Below are 17,839 nucleotides of genomic sequence, written 5' to 3'. Positions count from 1 at the left end.
CCCGTCGACCGCCGCCAAGGCGCTGGTGGTCGGGCCGCTACTGGCGAAGAATCTGCACGACGCGCACGCGGCGGGCGTGAAGATTGCGTTCGGCACCGACACGTTCGGCTTGTCCAAACATGGCGAGAATGCGCAGGAATTCGCGATCGAGGTCGCCGCCGGCCTGTCGCCGATGGAAGCGATCATGACGGCCACGCACAATGCCGCCGACCTGATCGGCGATCTGGCCGATATCGGATCGATCCAGCCCGGCCGCTATGCCGATATCATCGCGGTGACCGCAGATCCGCTCAAGGACGTGCGCGTGCTTGAGCGCGTCGACTTCGTGATGAAGGGCGGAACGGTCGTGAAGGCGGCAGGAAAACCGCTGTAGGCACGCGCGGTCGCCAATCTTTGGAACCGCCGCGCGGAAACGTGCGCTTGTTTCGGCGATTGGGCGCATCGGTGCTTCACCCCAGCCGAACGTCACGCTAAGCTGCGACCAAGCAGAGGAGATACGCATGGCTGACACGCGTAACAGCGGCAGCAAGGCAAAGACGAAGAGTTCGCCCCGCAGTGGCAGTAGGCGTCGCAAACAAGTAGTGGCGGCGGCAACAGCCGGCGCGGCGATCGGTATCGGATCGGCGGCCCTGGTCGCGGCCTTGCTCTACGCCAACCGCCCCAAGGATGACGAGGCGTCCACCGCCAGCGATCCGCGGTTCGAGCCCCGCGAATCCTGACGTCGGATCGCTTTCTACTCAGCCCAACCGGGCGACGAGCAGTACCAAAGCGACCCAGAACAGGCTGAGAGCCGCCATCGCGGCCGGCAATAAGGCTGCCGCGCGCGAAGCGTGACTGACCAATTAGCGACATGCACATTCCCTTTGTCATGGGGGGCATGTAGCGGCGGCCTGCAGCACGCGCCCGCCAGTAATCCCGCTTTGTCTGATCGGTGCAGACGATCAGCGGCCGAGCATCGTCTCCGGCCGCACGACGCGGTCGAACGTCTCCGCATCGACCAGGCCGAGTTCGAGCCCCGCTTCCTTGAGCGTGAGCCCATGATGATGCGCATGCTTCGCGATCTTGGCGGCATTGTCATAGCCGATCTCGGGCGCGAGCGCGGTCACCAGCATCAGCGATCGATCGAGCAACGCGGCGATCCGTTCGCGATCGGGCTCAAGCCCCTCGAGCGCGCGTTCGCGGAAGCTTTCCATCGCGGTCGCCAGCAAATCGATCGAGCGCAAGACGGCGGCGCCGATCAGCGGCTTGAACACGTTCAGTTCCATATGACCCTGCAGCCCGCCGACCGTGATCGCGACATTGTTACCCATCACCTGGGCGGCGACCATCGTCATCATCTCGCACTGGGTCGGGTTGACCTTGCCCGGCATGATCGAGCTGCCCGGCTCATTCTCGGGCAGCTTGAGTTCGCCGAGGCCGCAGCGCGGGCCCGAACCCAGCAGGCGGATATCGTTGGCGATCTTGCTGAGCGCGACCGCGAGCGTGTTGAGCGTGCCCGACAGGTGGACGAGCGCGTCGTTGGAGGCGAGCGCCTCGAACTTGTTGGGCGCGGTGACGAACGGCAGCCCGGTGATGGCGGCGATCTCGGCGGCGATCTCAACGTCGAATCCCTTGGGAGCGTTGAGCCCGGTGCCGACCGCGGTGCCGCCTTGGGCGAGCTGATACATGCCGTTGACGATCACCGGCTCGATCCGCTTGCGGCTGCGCGCGACCTGCGCGGCATAGCCGGAGAATTCGTCGCCCAAGGTCAGCGGGGTCGCATCCATCAGATGGGTGCGGCCGATCTTGACGATATCGTCCCACGCTTTGGCCTTTTGCTGGAGCGTGGCGAGCATCGCGTCGAGCGCGGGAAACAGCCGGTCGTTGACCGCGCGCGCCGCCGCGATGTGGAGCGCGGTCGGGAAGCTGTCGTTCGACGACTGGCTCATATTGACGTGATCGTTGGGATGGACCGGCGTCTTGCCGCCACGCGTGCCCGCCAGCGCCTCGTTGGCGATGCCCGCGATCACCTCGTTGACGTTCATGTTGCTCTGGGTGCCGGATCCAGTCTGCCAGATGACCAGCGGGAATTGATTGTCGTGCTGGCCCGCGACCACCATCGCCGCCGCCTGCTCGATCGCGTCGGCCAGTTTGCCGTCGAGCCCGTGTTTGCGGTTCACCCGCGCCGCCGCCTGTTTCACGATCGCGAGCGCGTGGACGATCTCGATCGGCATCCGCTCGCGCGTCCCGAATGGGAAATTCTCAATCGATCGCTGCGTCTGCGCGCCCCAATAAGCATCCGCCGGAACCTCGATCGGTCCTAAGCTGTCGGTCTCGGTGCGCGTGGCCATCTTCATCATCCCATTGCGTTGCGCCCGATTTAGGCGCGCGCGACGGTTATGCGAGGCCAAAAAGCATAAGGGCTTTCAACCGTCCTACCGGACGGTAAGACAGAGGCATGGAGAGCGCAGCCAAAGTCCGCGGATATCACGATGTCGATGCCCGCCGTTTCCGCGCGGAAGTGATGGCGGCATCCAGGCCCGCCGTCCTGCGTGGGGTAGCGGCGGATTGGCCGGCGGTGCGCGCGGGCGCGACCGCGCAGGGCATCGCCGACTATCTGAAGGCGCGCGACACCGGGGCCGGGTTCGACATGCTGGCCGGGCAGCCCGAGATAAAGGGCCGCTTCTTCTACAATGCCGACATGACCGGCCTCAATTTCGAGCGCCGGCCGGCTACCGTCAGCAGCATTGCCGATGCATTGCTCGGTGCCGCCGGGCTGGCGGAGCCGCCCACCTTCGCCGCGCAGGCAATCGAGGCGCGCGCGTCGGTCCCCGCCTTTCTCGACGAGAATCGGCTCGACCTGATCGGCAAACCGGTATCGCCCCGCCTGTGGATCGGCAATCGCGTGATTGTCAGCGCGCATCACGACATGTTCTCGAACATCGCGGTGGTGGTGGCGGGACGGCGGCGCTTCACCCTGTTTCCGCCCGATCAGGTCGCCAACCTCCATATCGGCCCGTTCGAATTCACGCCCGCCGGCACGCCGGTCAGCCTGATCGATTTCGACAATCCCGATTTCGACCGTTTCCCCGGTTTCGACAAGGCGCTGGAGGCGGCGCAGATCGCCGATCTGGAGCCAGGCGACGCCATCTACATTCCCTATATGTGGTGGCACCACGTCCGCTCGCTCGACGATTTCAACATGCTCGCCAATTATTGGTGGAACGACGCGAAGCCTGCCCAGCCTGGCCTGCAGCCGGTCGATGCGCTGGTGCACGCCTTCCTCGCTTTCTCGGGCCTGTCCGAAGAGCAGCGTGACGCGTGGGCGCCAATGTTCGCCTATATGATCTTCAACAAGGATGCCGCGCTGCACATGCCGCCCGACAAGAGCGGTATCCGCGGCCAGCTCAGCGATGAGACCAAGCGCCATATCCGCCAGCAGATGGGCGCGCTGATGACGCGATAGAGGGCCGCGGAGCCGACTGAAACAGGCGTGCGCCAAAATAGTTGACCGAATCAACTAATTGATGCAGCCTTGTCGGATGGAAGAGGCTATCGCCACCATCCGCCAGTTCAACCGCTTCTACACGCGCTACGTGGGCGCGCTGAATGCGCACTTTCTCGGCTCCGATCTGTCGCTCGCCGAAGCGCGCATATTATTCGAGATCGTGCAGGGTCTGCGGCTGCTGGCGAGCGATCTGCAGTCGCGGCTCGGCATGGATGCCGGCTTCGTCAGCCGAGTGATCAGCCGGTTCGAAGCGCGCGGCTGGATCGTGCGGACCCGCGACAGCAGCGACGCGCGACAGCTTTCCATCGCGATCACGTCCGCAGGCCAAGCCATGTTTCAGCAGATCGATGAACGACAGCATGAGGCGGTCGTCGCGATCCTGGAGCGACTTCAGCCATCGGACCGCGCCGATCTTTGCGCGGCGTTACGTTTGTCCCAGACTTTGCTCGACGACGAAGCCAGGCCCGCCTTCACGCTGCGCACCTTCCGCCCCGGCGACATGGGCATGATCGCGGCGCGGCAATCGATCCTCTATCGCGACGTTTATGGCTGGGGCCCGCAAATTGAGGTGATAGCGGGCGAGGTCACCACCGAATTCGTGCGCAACTTCAAGCCCGGCCGCGAGCAATGCTGGGTGGCAGAGGTCAATGGCACGATGGCGGGATCGGTCTTCCTGACCGACGAAGGCGACGGCCTGTGCCGGCTGCGGTTGCTCTATGTCGAATCCTTCGCGCGCGGATTGGGCATCGGCAATGCGCTGGTCGAGGCCTGCCTCACCTTCGCGCGTGAGATCGGCTATTCGGCGATGACGCTCTGGACCCACACGATCCTGACAAGCGCGCGCCGTATCTATGCCGCACACGGCTTCGAGATCGTCGAGAGCCACGTCCACGAGGAATTCGGCGCCCCGATCGAGAGCGAAACCTGGCGGCTGGATTTGCGCCGACCCTGACTGGAAGACCCTAACGCACGAAAAAGGGTGGCGACCGGCAAGCCGCCACCCTTTGGATTTCGAGACTTCAGCCCTTGATGAAGGCGAGCAGGTCGCGGTTGATGATGTCGGCATGCGTGGTCGGCATCCCGTGCGGAAGACCGGGATAAGAGATCAGCTTGCCCTGTTTCAGCAGCTTGACCGAGCGTGCGCCGGTGGTGGTGAACGGGCAGATCTGATCATCCTCGCCGTGCATCACCAGCACGGGCACGTCGATCACCGCGAGATCGTCGAAGAATTCGGTTTCGGACAGCACCCGAACGCATTCCCACTGTGCGATCGCCGCGCCCATCATACCCTGACGCCACCAATTCTGGCGGATGCCGTCCGATACGACTGCACCTTCGCGGTTGAAGCCGTAAAAGGGCATCGTGATGTCCTGGTAGAATTGCGAACGGTGGAAAGCCGTGCCGTCGCGGATGCCGTCGACGACCGCCTTGGGCACGCCGTCGGGATTACGTTCGGACTGCATGAAGGTCGGCGGGATCGCGCTGATCAGCACGGCCTTCGCAACCTGGTGCTTCACGCCGTAGGTCGCGACATAGCGCGTCACCTCGCCGCCACCGGTCGAGTGGCCGATATGGATGGCGCCGGTCAGGCCGAGCGCTTCGACCACTGCCGCAGCGTCGGCGGCATAGGTGTCCATGTCATGGCCTTCCGCCGTCTGGCTCGACCGGCCATGGCCGCGACGGTCATGCGCGATCACACGGTAGCCCTTGGCGAGGAAGAACATCATCTGGCTGTCCCAATCGTCCGCGCTGAGCGGCCAGCCATGGTGGAAGAAGAGCGCCTGCGCGTCCTTGGGCCCCCAATCCTTGTAGAAGATTTCGGTGCCGTCCTGGGTGGTGATCGTAGCCATGATGTATCTCCCTCTTTCGTGTCGAACGGGGCGATCCCGCCTCGTGAGTTGAAGAAGTACCGGCGAAGGTGCAGCATCGGGATTGGCGCACACGACAAATTGCGTGCCGAAACTGACATTCGTGGGGATGACCGTGCCGCAACCAGCACCAAAGACCGAAGTCGGCCTGCTGCTTTATCCCGGCTGCCAGTCGGCGATGGTCCACGGCATGACCGACTTGCTCCAGATCGCGAGCGGCTTTTCGGCGGCGCATGACGGGCCGATGCTCAGGGTCAGCCATTGGAGCCGGAGCGAAGACGGCACGATCGCACGCAGCCAGGATTCCCATCCGGGAAGCGAATTGCGCCCCGAAATCCTGATCGTACCGGGGCGCCTGTCTGGCCCGGTCGAGCACGAGGAGGCACAGCCCTATGCGGCCTGGCTGCGCGCGCGCCACGCCGACGGCGCGACCCTGGCGTCGAACTGCGGCGGGGCGTTCCTCCTCGCCGAGACGGGCCTGCTCGATGGACGTCCCGCGACGACGCACTGGCTGTTCGGCGGCCCGTTCCGCGACCGCTTTCCCAAGGTGCTGCTCGATACCGACAAGATCGTGATCGAGGATGGCGAAATCATCACCGCCGGCGGGCTGATGGCGTGGACCGACCTTGGTATGCGGCTGGTCGACCGGCTGCTCGGCCCGACGGTCATGGTCGAGACCGGCCAGTTCCTGCTGATCGATCCGGCCGGGCGCGAACAGCGCCACTTCAGCAATTTCACGCCGCGCCTGACGCATGGCGACGAGGCGATATTGAAGGTCCAGCATTGGCTGCAGGGCAAGGCGGCCAAGGCGATCACGGTGCCCGACATGGCGCGCCAGGCATCGCTGGAGGAGCGCACCTTCCAGCGCCGGTTCAAGGCGGCGACCGGGCTCAAGCCGACCGAATATGCCCAGCATCTGCGCGTCGGCAAGGCGCGCGAATTGCTCCAATTCACCCGCCGGCCGGTCGATCAGATCGCCTGGACGGTCGGCTATGAGGATACGGCCGCGTTTCGGCGGCTGTTCCACAAGCTCATCGGCGTATCGCCGGGCGATTATCGCCGGCGCTTCGGCGCACAGAATGAAGTCGTGGGGATCGCCGCTTAGGCCGCGCGCTCCATGCTGCGGCGCGCCGCCAGTTCGGCCATCAGCATCGGCCAGTGCATCGATCGGGCGAAGTACCAGCCCTGGGCGTAGCGCACGCCCCTTTCCTGGAGGAAGCGCGCCTGCGCCTCCGTCTCCACGCCTTCCGCGACGATCTCGAGGTTGAGATCGCGCGCCATATTGATGATGTGCGAGACGACGTTGCTGGTGGCGGCCTCGGTCTTGACCGATTCGACGAAGAATTTGTCGATCTTGATGAAATCGAGCGCGAAGGTCTGCAGGTAGGACAGGCTGGAATAGCCCGTCCCGAAATCGTCGAGCGCCACCCTGAACCCCAGCGCGCGGAGGCGGTCGACCGCGGCGCGGCCGTCCTCGCTGTCGATCAGTCCGCGCTCGGTCGCCTCAACCACGAACCGGCACGGCTCGCTGCGCGTGCGGCGGACCAGGGTTTCGAGCAACGGTGTCATCCGATCGTGGTTGAGATCGGTCGCGGATGCGTTGATCGTGATATAGAAATCGGGATGGTCATGGAGCGTGCCGTCGACCTCGGAACCGATGATGTCGCACACCATCGCGGTAATATCGCCGATCACCCCCGCCTCTTCCGCCGCGCCGATGAACAGATCCGGCCTGACATTCTCGCCGGTTTTCCGGCGCCAGCGCAAAAGGCATTCCGCGCCGACCCATCGGCCCGTCGCCAGCTCGACGATCGGCTGATATTCGCAGTGGAATTCGCGCGTGCGGATCGCGTTGCGCAAAATGGTGGCGAACGAGTTTTGTGTCCGCACGACGTAGGTCATGACGAAGCCGAGCAGGGCCGCCATCACCATGCCGCCCGCCACCAGGAAAAGCGCATAGCGCCGTACGGTTTCGGTGATGCTGCGTGCGGGAAGGATCGCGAAAACCGAATAGTCGCCCTGCATCGAGGGGCGTACCGCGACGATCCGCCCATGATCGACATAGGTCGTCAGCCCCCGGTCGAAATATTTGCGGAGCCAGGACCGGTCGAACGCACCGGCGACGTTGACAAGCCGACGGCTGCTCGTGCCGAATACGCCGATCGAACTGCGCGGATCTTCGCGGAACACATCGCGGGCAAGGCGCGGATGAACGATCACCGCATAGCCCGACAATCCGCTGATGAGAATGTAACCGGGGCTGCCGGTGAACGGCAATTTCACGTTCGTGCGGAAGATCGCGCCCCGGTTGCTGATATAATCGGGCTTGCCCACCGGCAGGCCCGGCTTGAGTTCGCCCAGCAAGGTGCAGACCAGCCGGTCGTTGGTGATGAAGCCCGCCCCGATGACCTCGTCCGACGTGAGCGTGACGTTGCCCATCAGCCGGATCTTCTCGGGCGAACAGGGCGCGGCGTCGGGATGCTCTCGTTCGAGGCGCCGGACCGCGAGGGTCACTTCGCCGCCGGTCACATCGACGCGCCGCAGGACTTCCGCGGCAAGCAGATCGGCCTTGGATTTCTGTTCGGACACGCTTTGCTGGCGCGCCACCCACAGGGTCAGCAGGATCGCGCCGAATATGGTGAGGAAGGCCAGGGCGACCGCGGCCGGAATCAGATATTTCCGATCGGGCCGCATCTGGAAATGCATCAGATGGCGCACTCAGAAGGCGGCGATAGCCGGTTCTGCCATTCGAAATCGAGGCGCGCGCGCAATGGCAGCCCTTCTTATTTTTTCCGGGTGAAATCCACCGAGACGACGTTGGAACCGTCCTCGACCGGACGGACGACCGGGTCATTTTCCGCTTCCGCGATTTCTTCGGGCTGCTGATCTTCGACCTGGGCCGAGAAGTGGAGCGCGAAGTCGACCGCGGGATCGTGGAAGGCGGTGATCGCCGCGAACGGTATCGAGAGCTTCGAGCCGACCTGGTTGAAGGACAACCCGACCTCGAACCCGCTAGGAGACACGTGCAGGTCCCAATAGCGGTTCTGGATGACGATCGTCATCTCGTCGGGATAGCGTTCGATCAGGTGCTGCGGGATGTTCACATCCTGCGCCTGCGTCTTGAACGTGATGTAGAAATGGTGGTTGCCGGGCAACCCGTCGGTCTCGACCTGGCCCAGCACGCGGCCGACCACGGCACGCAGAGCGTCCTGGACGATCTCGTCATAGGGAATCAGGCTGTCGGGCGTACCCTCGGTCATGGCCCCCAAGTGAACGCGGTCGGGAAATGGGTCAAGCGTTGCCTGACAGGTCCATGCGCTATAGGGGCGCTGCCCATGCGCACCGCCACGATCAGCCGCAAGACCGCCGAGACGGCGATCGACGTCACCGTCAATCTGGACGGCTCCGGCGTCTATGCGATTTCAACCGGGATCGGTTTCCTCGACCATATGATCGAGCAACTCTCCCGCCATTCGCTGATCGACATCAGCCTCAAGGCCGATGGCGACCTGCATATCGACCAGCATCACACGACCGAGGATTCGGCGCTCGCGCTGGGCCAGGCGATCGCCAAGGCGCTGGGCGACCGGCGCGGCATCACGCGCTTCGGATCGGCCTACTCGCCGATGGACGAGACGCTGAGCCGGGTCGCGATCGACATTTCCGGCCGGCCCTTCCTCGTGTGGAAGGCGGAATTCACCCAGAACAAGCTGGGCGAGCTCGACACCGAGCTGATCGAGCACTGGTTCCAGAGCTTCGCGGGGGAGGTGTCGATGACGCTCCACATCGAAAATCTGTACGGCCGCAACAACCACCATATCTGCGAGAGCATCTTCAAGGGCTGCGCGCGCGCCTTGCGGCAGGCGGTCGAGATCGATCCGCGCAAGGGCGACATGATCCCCTCGACCAAGGGGACGCTTGGCGGTGCCTGAGGGCCTGGCGCTCATCGATTACGGCGCAGGCAACCTTCGTTCGGTCGAAAATGCGCTGAAGGCGGCGGGTGCGGCGGATGTCCGTGTCACCGCCGATCCGGACGTCGTGCTCGGCGCCGAGCGGATCGTGCTGCCCGGCGTCGGCGCCTTCGCCGCCTGCATGGGCGCGCTGTCGGCGATCCCCGGCATGGTCGATGCGCTCAACCAGCGCGTGATCGCGCAAGGCGCGCCGTTCCTGGGCGTATGCGTCGGCATGCAATTGATGGCGGATGCGGGCGAGGAGTTCGGCACGCATCCCGGCCTCGGCTGGATCGAGGGCGTGGTCGCCCGGCTCGAGCCCAATGATCCCGAAGCGCGCGTGCCGCATATGGGCTGGAACGATGTGGTGCCGGTCGTGCCGCACCCCTTGATCGTGCCGGGCGAGGCCTATTTCCTGCACAGCTTCGGCTTCCAGGTTGCCGATTCCGGGGCGCTCGCCGCGACCACAAACCATGGCGGCACCGTTACCGCCGCGGTCGCGCGCGACAATATGATCGGCGTGCAATTCCATCCCGAAAAGAGCCAGGCCTATGGCCTTGCGTTCCTGTCCCGCTTTCTCGACTGGCGTCCCTGAATGAGCATCACCGTCTATCCCGCGATCGACCTGAAGGGCGGCAAGGCCGTGCGCCTCGCCGAGGGCGATATGGAGCGCGCGACGATCTACAATGACGATCCGTGCGCGCAGGCCAACGTCTTCGCCGAACAGGGCGCGCATTATATCCATGTCGTCGATCTCGACGGCGCGTTCGCGGGCGCGTCGGTCAACGGCGAGGTCGTCGCCGAGATCGTCGAGAGCTTTCCCGGCAAGGTCCAGGTCGGTGGCGGCATCCGCGATCGCGCGGCGATCGACCGCTGGCTCGAGCGTGGCGTGTGGCGCGTGGTGCTCGGCACCGCCGCGCTCAAGGATCCCGAACTGGTGCGCGCGGCGGCCAGGGCGCTGCCGGACCGGATCGTGGTTGCGGTCGATGCGCGCGACGGGCTGGTGACCACGCACGGCTGGGCCGAGACGTCCGACATAAGCGCGGCTGACCTGGCCAATCGCTTCGCCGATGTCGGCGTCGCTGCGGTCCTGTTCACCGATGTCGGCCGCGACGGGATGCTGAAGGGCTGCAACGTGCGTGCGACCGCCGAACTGGCGCGCAGCACGCGGCTGCCGGTGATCGCGAGCGGCGGGGTCAAGGGCCTGGTCGATATCGCCGACCTTGCCCGCCATGCGAGCGAAGGTATCGAAGGCGTGATCTGCGGCCGCTCGCTCTACGAAGGCCGGCTCGATCTGCGCAAGGCGTTGCGGCTGGCGCGCGACGAAACTTTATGACCGTCCGCGTCCGCGTCATCCCCTGCCTCGATGTAGCGGGCGGGCGCGTGGTCAAGGGCGTGCAGTTCCTCGACCTGGCCGATGCGGGCGATCCGGTCGAGCAGGCCAAGGTCTATGATCTGGCCGGCGCGGACGAGCTCTGCTTCCTCGACATCACCGCGAGCCACGAGGATCGCGGCACCATTCTCGACGTGGTCGCGCGCACCGCTGCGGTCTGCTTCATGCCGCTGACCGTCGGCGGCGGCGTACGCACGCCCGAGGATGCGCGCGCCTTGCTGCTCGCGGGCGCGGACAAGGTCGCGATCAACAGCGCCGCCGTCGCGCGGCCGGAACTGGCGGCGGATCTCGCCGACCGCTTCGGCGCGCAATGCGTCGTCGGCGCGGTCGACGCCAAGGCGGTCGGCAAGGGCCGCTGGGAAATCTTCACGCATGGCGGCCGCCGCCCGACCGGGATCGACGCGATCGAGCATGCGGTACGGCTGGCCGAACTGGGCGCGGGCGAACTGCTCGTCACGTCGATGGACAATGACGGGACCAAGGGCGGCTACGACCTCGCGCTGACCCGCGCGATCGCGGATGCGGTGTCGGTGCCGGTGATCGCCAGCGGCGGCGTCGGCACGCTCGACGATCTGGTCGCGGGCGTGACCGACGGCCATGCCAGCGCGGTGCTCGCCGCATCGATCTTCCATTTCGGCGAGCATACCGTCGCCGAAGCCCATGCGGCATTGGCGGCGGCGGGATTGCCCGTACGGTCGCACGCAGGGTAAGCCGGACGCATGGCCGACACGCTTACCCGCCTCGAAGCGACCATCGCCAGCCGCAAGGGCGCCGATCCGGCGTCGTCCTATGTCGCGAGCCTGTTCGCCAAGGGCCGCCCCAAGATCGCGCGCAAATTCGGCGAGGAAGCGGTCGAGGCGATCGTCGCCGCGCTGGCCGAGGACAAGGCCGCGCTGACCGGCGAGGCGGCGGATACCATCTTTCACCTGCTCGTGCTGCTGGCCGATGCCGGCATTCCGCTGGCCGATGTGCTGGCGGAACTGGAACGGCGCGAAGGCACGTCGGGCCATGACGAGAAAGCTGCGAGGTCCGTCTGATGCCGATCGACGCCACCCTGTCTTATGACGACAGCAATATCTTCGCGCGTATCCTGCGTGGCGAGATACCGGCCAAGACGGTGTACGAAGACGATTACGCGCTCGCCTTTCACGACATCCAGCCGCGCGCGCCGATCCATATCCTCGTGATCCCGCGGGGGCCTTACGCATCGTGGGACGATTTCTCCGCGCGGGCGTCGGACGCCGAGATCGCCGGTTTCGTCCGCGCGGTCGGCCAGGTCGCGCGCGACAATGACCTGGTCGCACCCGGCTATCGCCTGCTCGCCAATACCGGCGGCCATGGCGGGCAGGAGGTGGCGCACCTGCACGTTCATCTGTTCGGCGGCCGTCCGCTGGGGCCGATGCTCGCCGGCTAGCGCTTACCGCACGGCTATTGCGCTGGCGTCACAAGCCGTTAGGCTCCCCCTCCCATAAGCATAGGCGCAACGGCGCCTCTTAGGGGAATCTGCATGATCTTCGATCGCGTCAAACCGCTCGACGCCATTTTGCTCACCGCCGAGAAGAAGGGATTGCACCGCACGCTCGGCGGTTTCCAGCTCACCATGCTCGGGGTCGGCGCCGTTATCGGCACCGGCATCTTCGTGCTGACGTCCGAGGCCGCGCAGAAGGCTGGGCCAGGGATGATGATCAGCTTCATCATCGCGGGCTTTGTCTGCGCGGTGGCGGCGCTTTGCTATTCCGAATTGGCCTCGATGGTCCCCGTGGCTGGTTCCGCCTACACATACACCTATGCGGTGGTGGGCGAAATTCTCGCCTGGATGGTCGGTTGGGCATTGATCCTGGAATATGCGGTCGGCGCATCAGCGGTCGCGGTCGGCTGGTCCGGCTATTTCGTGGGGCTGGTGAAAAGCAGCTTTGGCATCATCATTCCACCGGCGCTTACGGTCGGTCCGCTCGAAGGCGGGTTCATAAATCTTCCCGCGATCGTTATCTCGGTGCTCGTAACCTGGCTGCTGATCATCGGCACGACCGAGAGCGCGCGCGTTAATGCGGTTCTCGTGTCGATCAAAGTCGCGGCACTCACGCTGTTTATCGCGATGACGCTGCCCGTCATGAAGATGGAGGAGTTCCACCCCTTCATCCCGAACGGCTGGGGCACGATCGGCGTGGTCGGTGCAGCCTCCTCTATCTTCTTTGCCTATGTCGGCTTCGATGCGGTTTCGACAGCCGCCGAGGAAACCCGCAATCCGCAACGCAACGTGCCGATTGGGCTGATCGGATCGCTGCTGATCTGTACGCTGTTTTATCTGCTGGTATCGGCCGGCGCGATCGGCGCGATCGGCGCTCAACCCGTCGCCGGACTCCACGGCGAGATTCTCGCGCCGGGCTCGCCCGAGCTCGCCGCCCGCTGTGCGTCCATAGTTGCGAGCGGTTTCAGCGAACCATTGACCTGCAGCCACGAGGCGCTGGCACATGTGCTGCGCAGTATCGGCTGGGTGAAGCTAGGTAACCTGCTCGGCCTTGCCGCGTTTCTCGCTCTGCCCTCGGTCGTCCTGATGATGATGTTCGGGCAAACCCGCGTGTTCTTCGTGATGGCACGCGACGGCCTTCTTCCGGCGAAACTGGCGAGCGTCCATCCCAAATACAGGACTCCTCACATTGTGACGGCGTTCACCGGCATTGTCGTGACGATCGCGGCGGCGTTCCTACCAGTTGGCAGGCTTGCCGATTACTCCAACGCCGGCACGCTGTTCGCGTTCGCGATGGTGGCAGTCTCTGTCATGGTGCTGCGCAAGACCGACCCGGACCGCAGGAGGCCATTTCGTATGCCCGCCGTCTGGTTGGTAGCGCCGCTGGCGATCATCGGCTGCGTCGCGCTGTATTGGTATCTCGGACTGATCGCCAAGCTGGTGCTGTTCGGCTGGGGCGCGATCGGGCTGGTGGTGTATTTCGGATATAGCCGCTCGCGCAGCCATGTCGGCCGCGGCGTGGTCGATGTGCCCGAAGAGGAAGCCTATCACGGCACCGAACCGCCCCAGCCGGGCACGACCTGACGCGGTGAGCGTCGAACGGATCGACGTCGCCGGACAGGCTCAGCCGTCCGGCGACGAAGCGCTTTTTTTCCTGGACCAGAGCGAGGCGCTGCACCGCGCCTTCCGGCCGATCATCGGCCCGGATTATCGCGCGCATATGGCGGCGATGTTCGCCGAGGGCGCCGGGCTCGTCCAGTTGTTCGACCAGGGCGAGGTGCGCGCGCTGGCGGTATGGCGCGCGTTCCACACCACCTATTGCGGTTATCGGCTGGAGATAGACGATCTCGTCACCGACGAGACGCAGCGCTCCAAAGGCTATGGCGCGACGCTGCTGACTTTCGTCGAGGCGAAGGCGCGCGCGATGGGCTGCGACACGCTGACGCTCAATTCAGCGGTGCCGCGCGCCCGCGCGCATCGTTTCTATTTCCGCGAAGGCCTGCACATTGCGGGCTTCCACTTCTCGAAAGACCTGAAGGCTTAGCCCAGCCGCGCCTTGACCAGTTGGTCGAGCTTGGCCTCGGGCCGCGCGCCATAATGCGAGATCACCTCGGCGGCCGCGATCGCGCCCATATGCAGGCTGTCCTCGAGCGAACGCCCCTGCGCCTGCCCCGCGAGGAAACCCGCCGCGAACAGATCGCCCGCACCGGTCGTGTCGACGATCTTCTCGATCGGCTCGGCCGCGACCTGGGCGTACACGCCCTTCTGCACCGCGACCGCGCCATGGCTGCCGCGCGTGACGACCAGGGTCTCGACCTGTGCGGCGATCTCCTGCACCGCCGCGTCGAAATCGTCGCCGCCGGTCAGCGCCAGCAGCTCATTCTCGTTGGCGAACAGGATGTCGAACGCGCCCTCGGCGATCTGCTTGCGGAAATCGTCGCCATGGCGCGCGATGCAGAAGGTGTCGCTCAACGTGAAGGCGACCTTGCGGCCGGCCTCGTGCGCGATCCGGATGGCGGCCTGCATCGCCGCGCGCGGCTCCGCCGGATCCCACAGATAGCCTTCGAGATAGAGGATCCGGGCCGACGCGATCTGATCGCGGTCGATCGCGGCCTCGGGCAGGAATTGCGAGGCGCCGAGGAAGGTGTTCATCGTGCGCTGCGCGTCGGGCGTGACCAGGATCAGGCAGCGCGCGGTGCTCGGCTGGCCCGAACGGACCGCGGTATCGAACACCACGCCGTTGGCGCGGATGTCGTGCGCGAACACCTCGCCCAGCTGATCGTCGGCGACCTGGCCGATGAAGCCGCACTTGCAGCCGAGCATCGCCATGCCGGCGACGGTGTTGGCGGCCGATCCGCCGCTGATCTCGCGGCCCGGGCCCATGCGCGAATAGAGGCTGTCGCTGGTTTCTTCGTCCATCAGCCGCATCGATCCCTTGGCGACGCCTTCGGACGTGACGAACGCGTCGTCGGCCTGGGCGAGCACATCGACGATGGCATTGCCGATCGCGACAATGTCGAGCGTGGGTTCGGTCATGTTGGGGAAAATCTCCGGATATGTTGCCGAGCCGCCTAGGAGAGGTGGGCCTGACACGCAACCGCCGTTGATCTTCGCCCCTGCGGCTTGCTATCGGCACTGACCATGCAGCCAGCCCCCGAAACCTCCCGAGTCGCCACCGCCCGTGTTGCCTGCGATGGCGCGCGCGAAATTCCAGGCGGCGCCGCGCTCGGCCACCCGCGCGTCTATCTCGAGATCGACGAGAAGGGCTATGTCGATTGCGGCTATTGCGACCGCCGCTTCATCCTGGTCGGCGGGCCGGCCGACGCGGACGCCGCGCACTGACCGGTATCTAGCGGAAATCGGCCAAAAAGGTCCGATTCGGACTCTCCTTGCCGGGTTTACAATTCAGGCGTATTATCCCTCCGGTATTTGGGGGGCAGCATGAAGAAGATCTGGATCGCGCTCGCGGGGGTATCCTTGGCGTCGCTGGCCTGCTCGACGGCGCAAGCGGCATGGTTCTCGTTCGATCTGGTTCATTGGAACGGCATCGGATCGCCCCCGACCGATCCGGCCGCAGAGGATTATGTGCACCTCATCATCGACGATTCGATGGGCGGCGCGATCAGCAATAACGGAACCAGTACCGGTATCTGGAGCTACGGCCACGGCACCTATCTCGACTCCGGATATACCGACGTCGATATCGATCTCTACAACGACTATTGGGGCGGCGGCTTCACGATCACGCCTTTCACGGCCGATGGCGACGTGGACTATTACTGGATGATGGATATTCCGGGTCCGTCCGTTTTGGGCGGGGACGAGGACAATTATTACATCCAGCCGGGCGTCTATAATTACCATCTCGGCTTCCATAACTGGGCGCGCCTGACGATCGCCGAGACTGCGGCGCCCGAGGGTGTACCGGAGCCCGCCGCGTGGGCGATGATGCTCGGCGGTTTCGCCGCGATCGGCGCCGCCATGCGCCGTCGCCAGCGGACGACCGTCAGCTTCGGCTGAAGCCTGGCGGGAGCCAACGCCGTGCGGAGATTGTGCCCGTAACAATTAAGGCCTACCGCCCCCTCTCGTTGGGGGAAATTTCATGAAGAAGATCTGGGTCGCGCTCGCCGGAGCATCTCTGGCCGCGTTCGCCGCTACCGCCGCGCAAGCGACTATCTTCACCTTCGATATCAAATATTGGGAGGGCGGCGCCTCGACGCCGCCGGCCGATATTCCTTATGATCGTACCGCGCATTTCACGGTCGATGACGCATGGGGCGGCGAGAGCGGCAACGGCTTCTGGTCCTATGCCGATGGCCATATCTTCGACTTCCCGCTCTTCGACGGCGAGTCGTCCCACGCGAATATCGATTTCTACTATGATTGGGCCTACGGCGGACTCACCCTGGTCCCCTTCATCAACACCCCGGATGGGCTCGACGTCGATTTCAGCTACGAGCTCGATCCAATCGGCCCGGCCCTGTTCACCGACGATGACAATGGCAATCATCATCTGCAGGTCGGCACCTACACCTTGCTCTGGTGGGGCGGCGAACCCAGCGATGGGCAGTTCCTTGTCACGATCAGTTCGGACGCGGAAGGCGCAGTGCCCGAACTCGCCACCTGGGCGATGATGGTCGGCGGCTTCGGCGCGGTCGGTGCGACGATGCGCCGTCGCCGGCGGACGAGCGTCCGCTTCGGCTGAATCTGATTCCATCGACGAGGGATTGTCGGCGAGGACTGGGGTTACAGGTCGCGCGCCGCGACCTATATCCCCGCTATGACCATCCTCGCCGATCCCCGCCGCTTTCTCTACCGCGATCTCGATCCGGACACAGCGATCCGCCTGACCGGCGACGCCTTGCGCAATTGCGACGATGGCGAGCTCTACCTCCAATATATCGCGAGCGAGGCGTTCGGCTTCGACGACGGCCGGCTCAAGACCGCCGATTTCAACACGCAGGCCGGCTTCGGCCTGCGTGGCCTGTCGGGCGAGACTACCGCCTTCGCCCATGCCAACGAATTGAGCGAAGCCGCGATCATCCGCGCCGCCGAGACGATGACCCTGCTCGATCCGGCCAAGGAAGGCCGCGCGCCCGCGCCGCGCCGGACCAATGCCAAACTCTACACCGCCGACGATCCGCTCTCGGCGATCCCGTTCGCGCGCAAGGTCGCGCTCTGCCAGGAAGTCGACGCCGCCGCCCGTGCGCGTGACCCGAGGGTCCAGCAGGTCTCGGTCGGCCTGTCGGGATCGTGGAGCGTGGTCGAGATCGTGCGCCCCGACGGCTTCGTCGCGCACGACGTGCGCCCGCTGGTGCGGCTCAACGTGTCGATCGTGGTCGAACAAAATGGCCGGCGCGAGACCGGCTTCTTCGGCCTCGGCGGGCGTTATCTCTATGACCGGCTGTTCGAGCCCGCGAGCTGGAACCGCGCGATCGACGAGGCGCTCAAGCAGGCGCTCGTCAATCTCGAAAGCATCGCTGCCCCTGCGGGCGAGATGACCGTTGTGTGCGGCCCCGGCTGGCCTGGCGTGCTGCTGCACGAAGCAGTCGGCCACGGCCTTGAGGGCGATTTCAACCGCAAGGGCACGTCGGCTTTTTCCGGCAGGATCGGCGAACGCGTCGCCGCGCCGGGCGTCACCGTCATCGACGACGGCGCCATGCACCAGCGCCG

22 protein-coding genes are annotated in these 17,839 nt (G+C 65.1%); 17 read left to right on the top strand and 5 right to left on the bottom strand.

What is annotated here, in order from left to right:
• Together VK533_RS01555 and VK533_RS01550 are read left to right on the top strand one after the other, a co-directional pair.
• The coding region (locus VK533_RS01555; RefSeq protein WP_324374349.1) for an amidohydrolase family protein at positions 1-373 on the top strand (373 nt) is incomplete at its 5' end.
• A 208-nt stretch (positions 374-581) separates the two neighbouring features.
• Positions 582-719 carry a hypothetical protein gene (locus VK533_RS01550; RefSeq protein WP_324374348.1) on the top strand — a complete coding sequence of 46 codons (138 nt, stop codon included), beginning with the start codon at positions 582-584 and terminating at the stop codon, positions 717-719.
• Positions 720-941: 222 nt separating this feature from the next.
• On the opposite strand, the gene fumC is transcribed toward VK533_RS01550, so the two are convergent.
• On the bottom strand, positions 942-2,330 hold the full coding sequence (gene fumC, locus VK533_RS01545; RefSeq protein ID WP_324374346.1) for a class II fumarate hydratase: 1,389 nt from the start codon (positions 2,328-2,330) through the stop codon (positions 942-944).
• A gap of 107 nt (positions 2,331-2,437) precedes the next feature.
• Here fumC and VK533_RS01540 point away from each other — a divergent pair, with 107 nt between their 5' ends.
• Complete coding sequence (locus VK533_RS01540) at positions 2,438-3,445, top strand: cupin-like domain-containing protein (RefSeq protein ID WP_324374344.1); 1,008 nt, start codon at positions 2,438-2,440, stop codon at positions 3,443-3,445.
• A 76-nt stretch (positions 3,446-3,521) separates the two neighbouring features.
• Positions 3,522-4,439 (top strand): bifunctional helix-turn-helix transcriptional regulator/GNAT family N-acetyltransferase, encoded by a 918-nt coding sequence (locus VK533_RS01535; RefSeq protein WP_324374342.1) that lies wholly within the window; start codon positions 3,522-3,524, stop codon positions 4,437-4,439.
• Between the two features lie 67 nt (positions 4,440-4,506).
• Here VK533_RS01535 and VK533_RS01530 read toward each other — a convergent pair whose 3' ends face one another.
• Positions 4,507-5,337 (bottom strand): alpha/beta hydrolase, encoded by an 831-nt coding sequence (locus VK533_RS01530; RefSeq protein ID WP_324374340.1) that lies wholly within the window; start codon positions 5,335-5,337, stop codon positions 4,507-4,509.
• A gap of 103 nt (positions 5,338-5,440) precedes the next feature.
• Between VK533_RS01530 and VK533_RS01525 the strand changes: the two genes are divergently transcribed.
• A complete protein-coding gene (locus tag VK533_RS01525) occupies positions 5,441-6,460 on the top strand; it encodes a GlxA family transcriptional regulator (protein WP_324374338.1) in 1,020 nt (339 codons plus the stop codon).
• Here the strand turns inward: VK533_RS01525 and VK533_RS01520 are convergent.
• Both VK533_RS01520 and VK533_RS01515 read right to left on the bottom strand, forming a co-directional pair.
• Positions 6,457-8,061, bottom strand: coding sequence for an EAL domain-containing protein (locus tag VK533_RS01520; RefSeq protein ID WP_324374336.1), 1,605 nt, complete (start codon positions 8,059-8,061; stop codon positions 6,457-6,459). The genes VK533_RS01525 and VK533_RS01520 overlap by 4 nt on opposite strands.
• 77 nt (positions 8,062-8,138) lie before the next feature.
• Positions 8,139-8,615, bottom strand: coding sequence for an SspB family protein (locus VK533_RS01515; RefSeq protein ID WP_324374334.1), 477 nt, complete (start codon positions 8,613-8,615; stop codon positions 8,139-8,141).
• 75 nt (positions 8,616-8,690) lie between these two features.
• Between VK533_RS01515 and hisB the strand changes: the two genes are divergently transcribed.
• The 8 genes from hisB to VK533_RS01475 all read left to right on the top strand — a co-directional run bounded on the left by hisB (position 8,691) and on the right by VK533_RS01475 (position 14,210).
• Entirely contained in the window at positions 8,691-9,287 is a 597-nt protein-coding gene (gene hisB / locus VK533_RS01510; protein WP_324374332.1) for an imidazoleglycerol-phosphate dehydratase HisB, read from the top strand.
• Positions 9,280-9,900 (top strand): imidazole glycerol phosphate synthase subunit HisH, encoded by a 621-nt coding sequence (gene hisH / locus VK533_RS01505; RefSeq protein WP_324374330.1) that lies wholly within the window; start codon positions 9,280-9,282, stop codon positions 9,898-9,900. The genes hisB and hisH overlap by 8 nt, the downstream gene beginning before the upstream one ends.
• The gene (gene hisA / locus VK533_RS01500; protein WP_324374328.1) at positions 9,901-10,641 is read left to right on the top strand and encodes a 1-(5-phosphoribosyl)-5-[(5-phosphoribosylamino)methylideneamino]imidazole-4-carboxamide isomerase; all 741 of its coding nucleotides are present in this window, start codon (positions 9,901-9,903) and stop codon (positions 10,639-10,641) included.
• Positions 10,638-11,408, top strand: coding sequence for an imidazole glycerol phosphate synthase subunit HisF (gene hisF, locus VK533_RS01495; protein ID WP_324374326.1), 771 nt, complete (start codon positions 10,638-10,640; stop codon positions 11,406-11,408). The genes hisA and hisF overlap by 4 nt, the downstream gene beginning before the upstream one ends.
• A gap of 9 nt (positions 11,409-11,417) precedes the next feature.
• Positions 11,418-11,735: a phosphoribosyl-ATP diphosphatase gene (locus VK533_RS01490; protein WP_324374324.1), complete on the top strand. Its 318-nt coding sequence runs from the start codon at positions 11,418-11,420 to the stop codon at positions 11,733-11,735.
• Positions 11,735-12,112, top strand: a complete 378-nt coding sequence (locus tag VK533_RS01485; protein WP_324374323.1) for a histidine triad nucleotide-binding protein — start codon at positions 11,735-11,737, stop codon at positions 12,110-12,112. Before VK533_RS01490 ends, VK533_RS01485 begins: the two co-directional genes overlap by 1 nt.
• A gap of 93 nt (positions 12,113-12,205) precedes the next feature.
• Positions 12,206-13,750, top strand: a complete 1,545-nt coding sequence (locus tag VK533_RS01480; protein WP_324374321.1) for an amino acid permease — start codon at positions 12,206-12,208, stop codon at positions 13,748-13,750.
• Between the two features lie 4 nt (positions 13,751-13,754).
• A complete protein-coding gene (locus VK533_RS01475) occupies positions 13,755-14,210 on the top strand; it encodes a GNAT family N-acetyltransferase (protein ID WP_324374319.1) in 456 nt (151 codons plus the stop codon).
• Here VK533_RS01475 and VK533_RS01470 read toward each other — a convergent pair.
• Positions 14,207-15,202 (bottom strand): adenosine kinase, encoded by a 996-nt coding sequence (locus tag VK533_RS01470; RefSeq protein WP_324374317.1) that lies wholly within the window; start codon positions 15,200-15,202, stop codon positions 14,207-14,209. The genes VK533_RS01475 and VK533_RS01470 overlap by 4 nt on opposite strands.
• Positions 15,203-15,307: 105 nt before the next feature.
• Here VK533_RS01470 and VK533_RS01465 point away from each other — a divergent pair, with 105 nt between their 5' ends.
• The 4 genes from VK533_RS01465 to VK533_RS01450 form a co-directional block, all read left to right on the top strand.
• On the top strand, positions 15,308-15,508 hold the full coding sequence (locus VK533_RS01465) for a zinc-finger domain-containing protein (protein WP_324374315.1): 201 nt from the start codon (positions 15,308-15,310) through the stop codon (positions 15,506-15,508).
• Between the two features lie 99 nt (positions 15,509-15,607).
• Positions 15,608-16,186 (top strand): PEPxxWA-CTERM sorting domain-containing protein, encoded by a 579-nt coding sequence (locus VK533_RS01460; RefSeq protein ID WP_324374313.1) that lies wholly within the window; start codon positions 15,608-15,610, stop codon positions 16,184-16,186.
• An 82-nt stretch (positions 16,187-16,268) separates the two neighbouring features.
• Positions 16,269-16,871, top strand: a complete 603-nt coding sequence (locus VK533_RS01455) for a PEPxxWA-CTERM sorting domain-containing protein (RefSeq protein WP_324374311.1) — start codon at positions 16,269-16,271, stop codon at positions 16,869-16,871.
• Between the two features lie 75 nt (positions 16,872-16,946).
• Positions 16,947-17,839: metallopeptidase TldD-related protein (locus tag VK533_RS01450; protein ID WP_324374309.1), on the top strand; the 893-nt coding region annotated here is incomplete at its 3' end.

It is taken from the genome of Sphingomonas sp. (assembly GCF_035317925.1).
GTDB lineage: Bacteria > Pseudomonadota > Alphaproteobacteria > Sphingomonadales > Sphingomonadaceae > Sphingomonas_I.
Note: the sequence above shows the minus strand (reverse complement) of the source record. Positions and strands in the feature narration are given on the sequence as shown.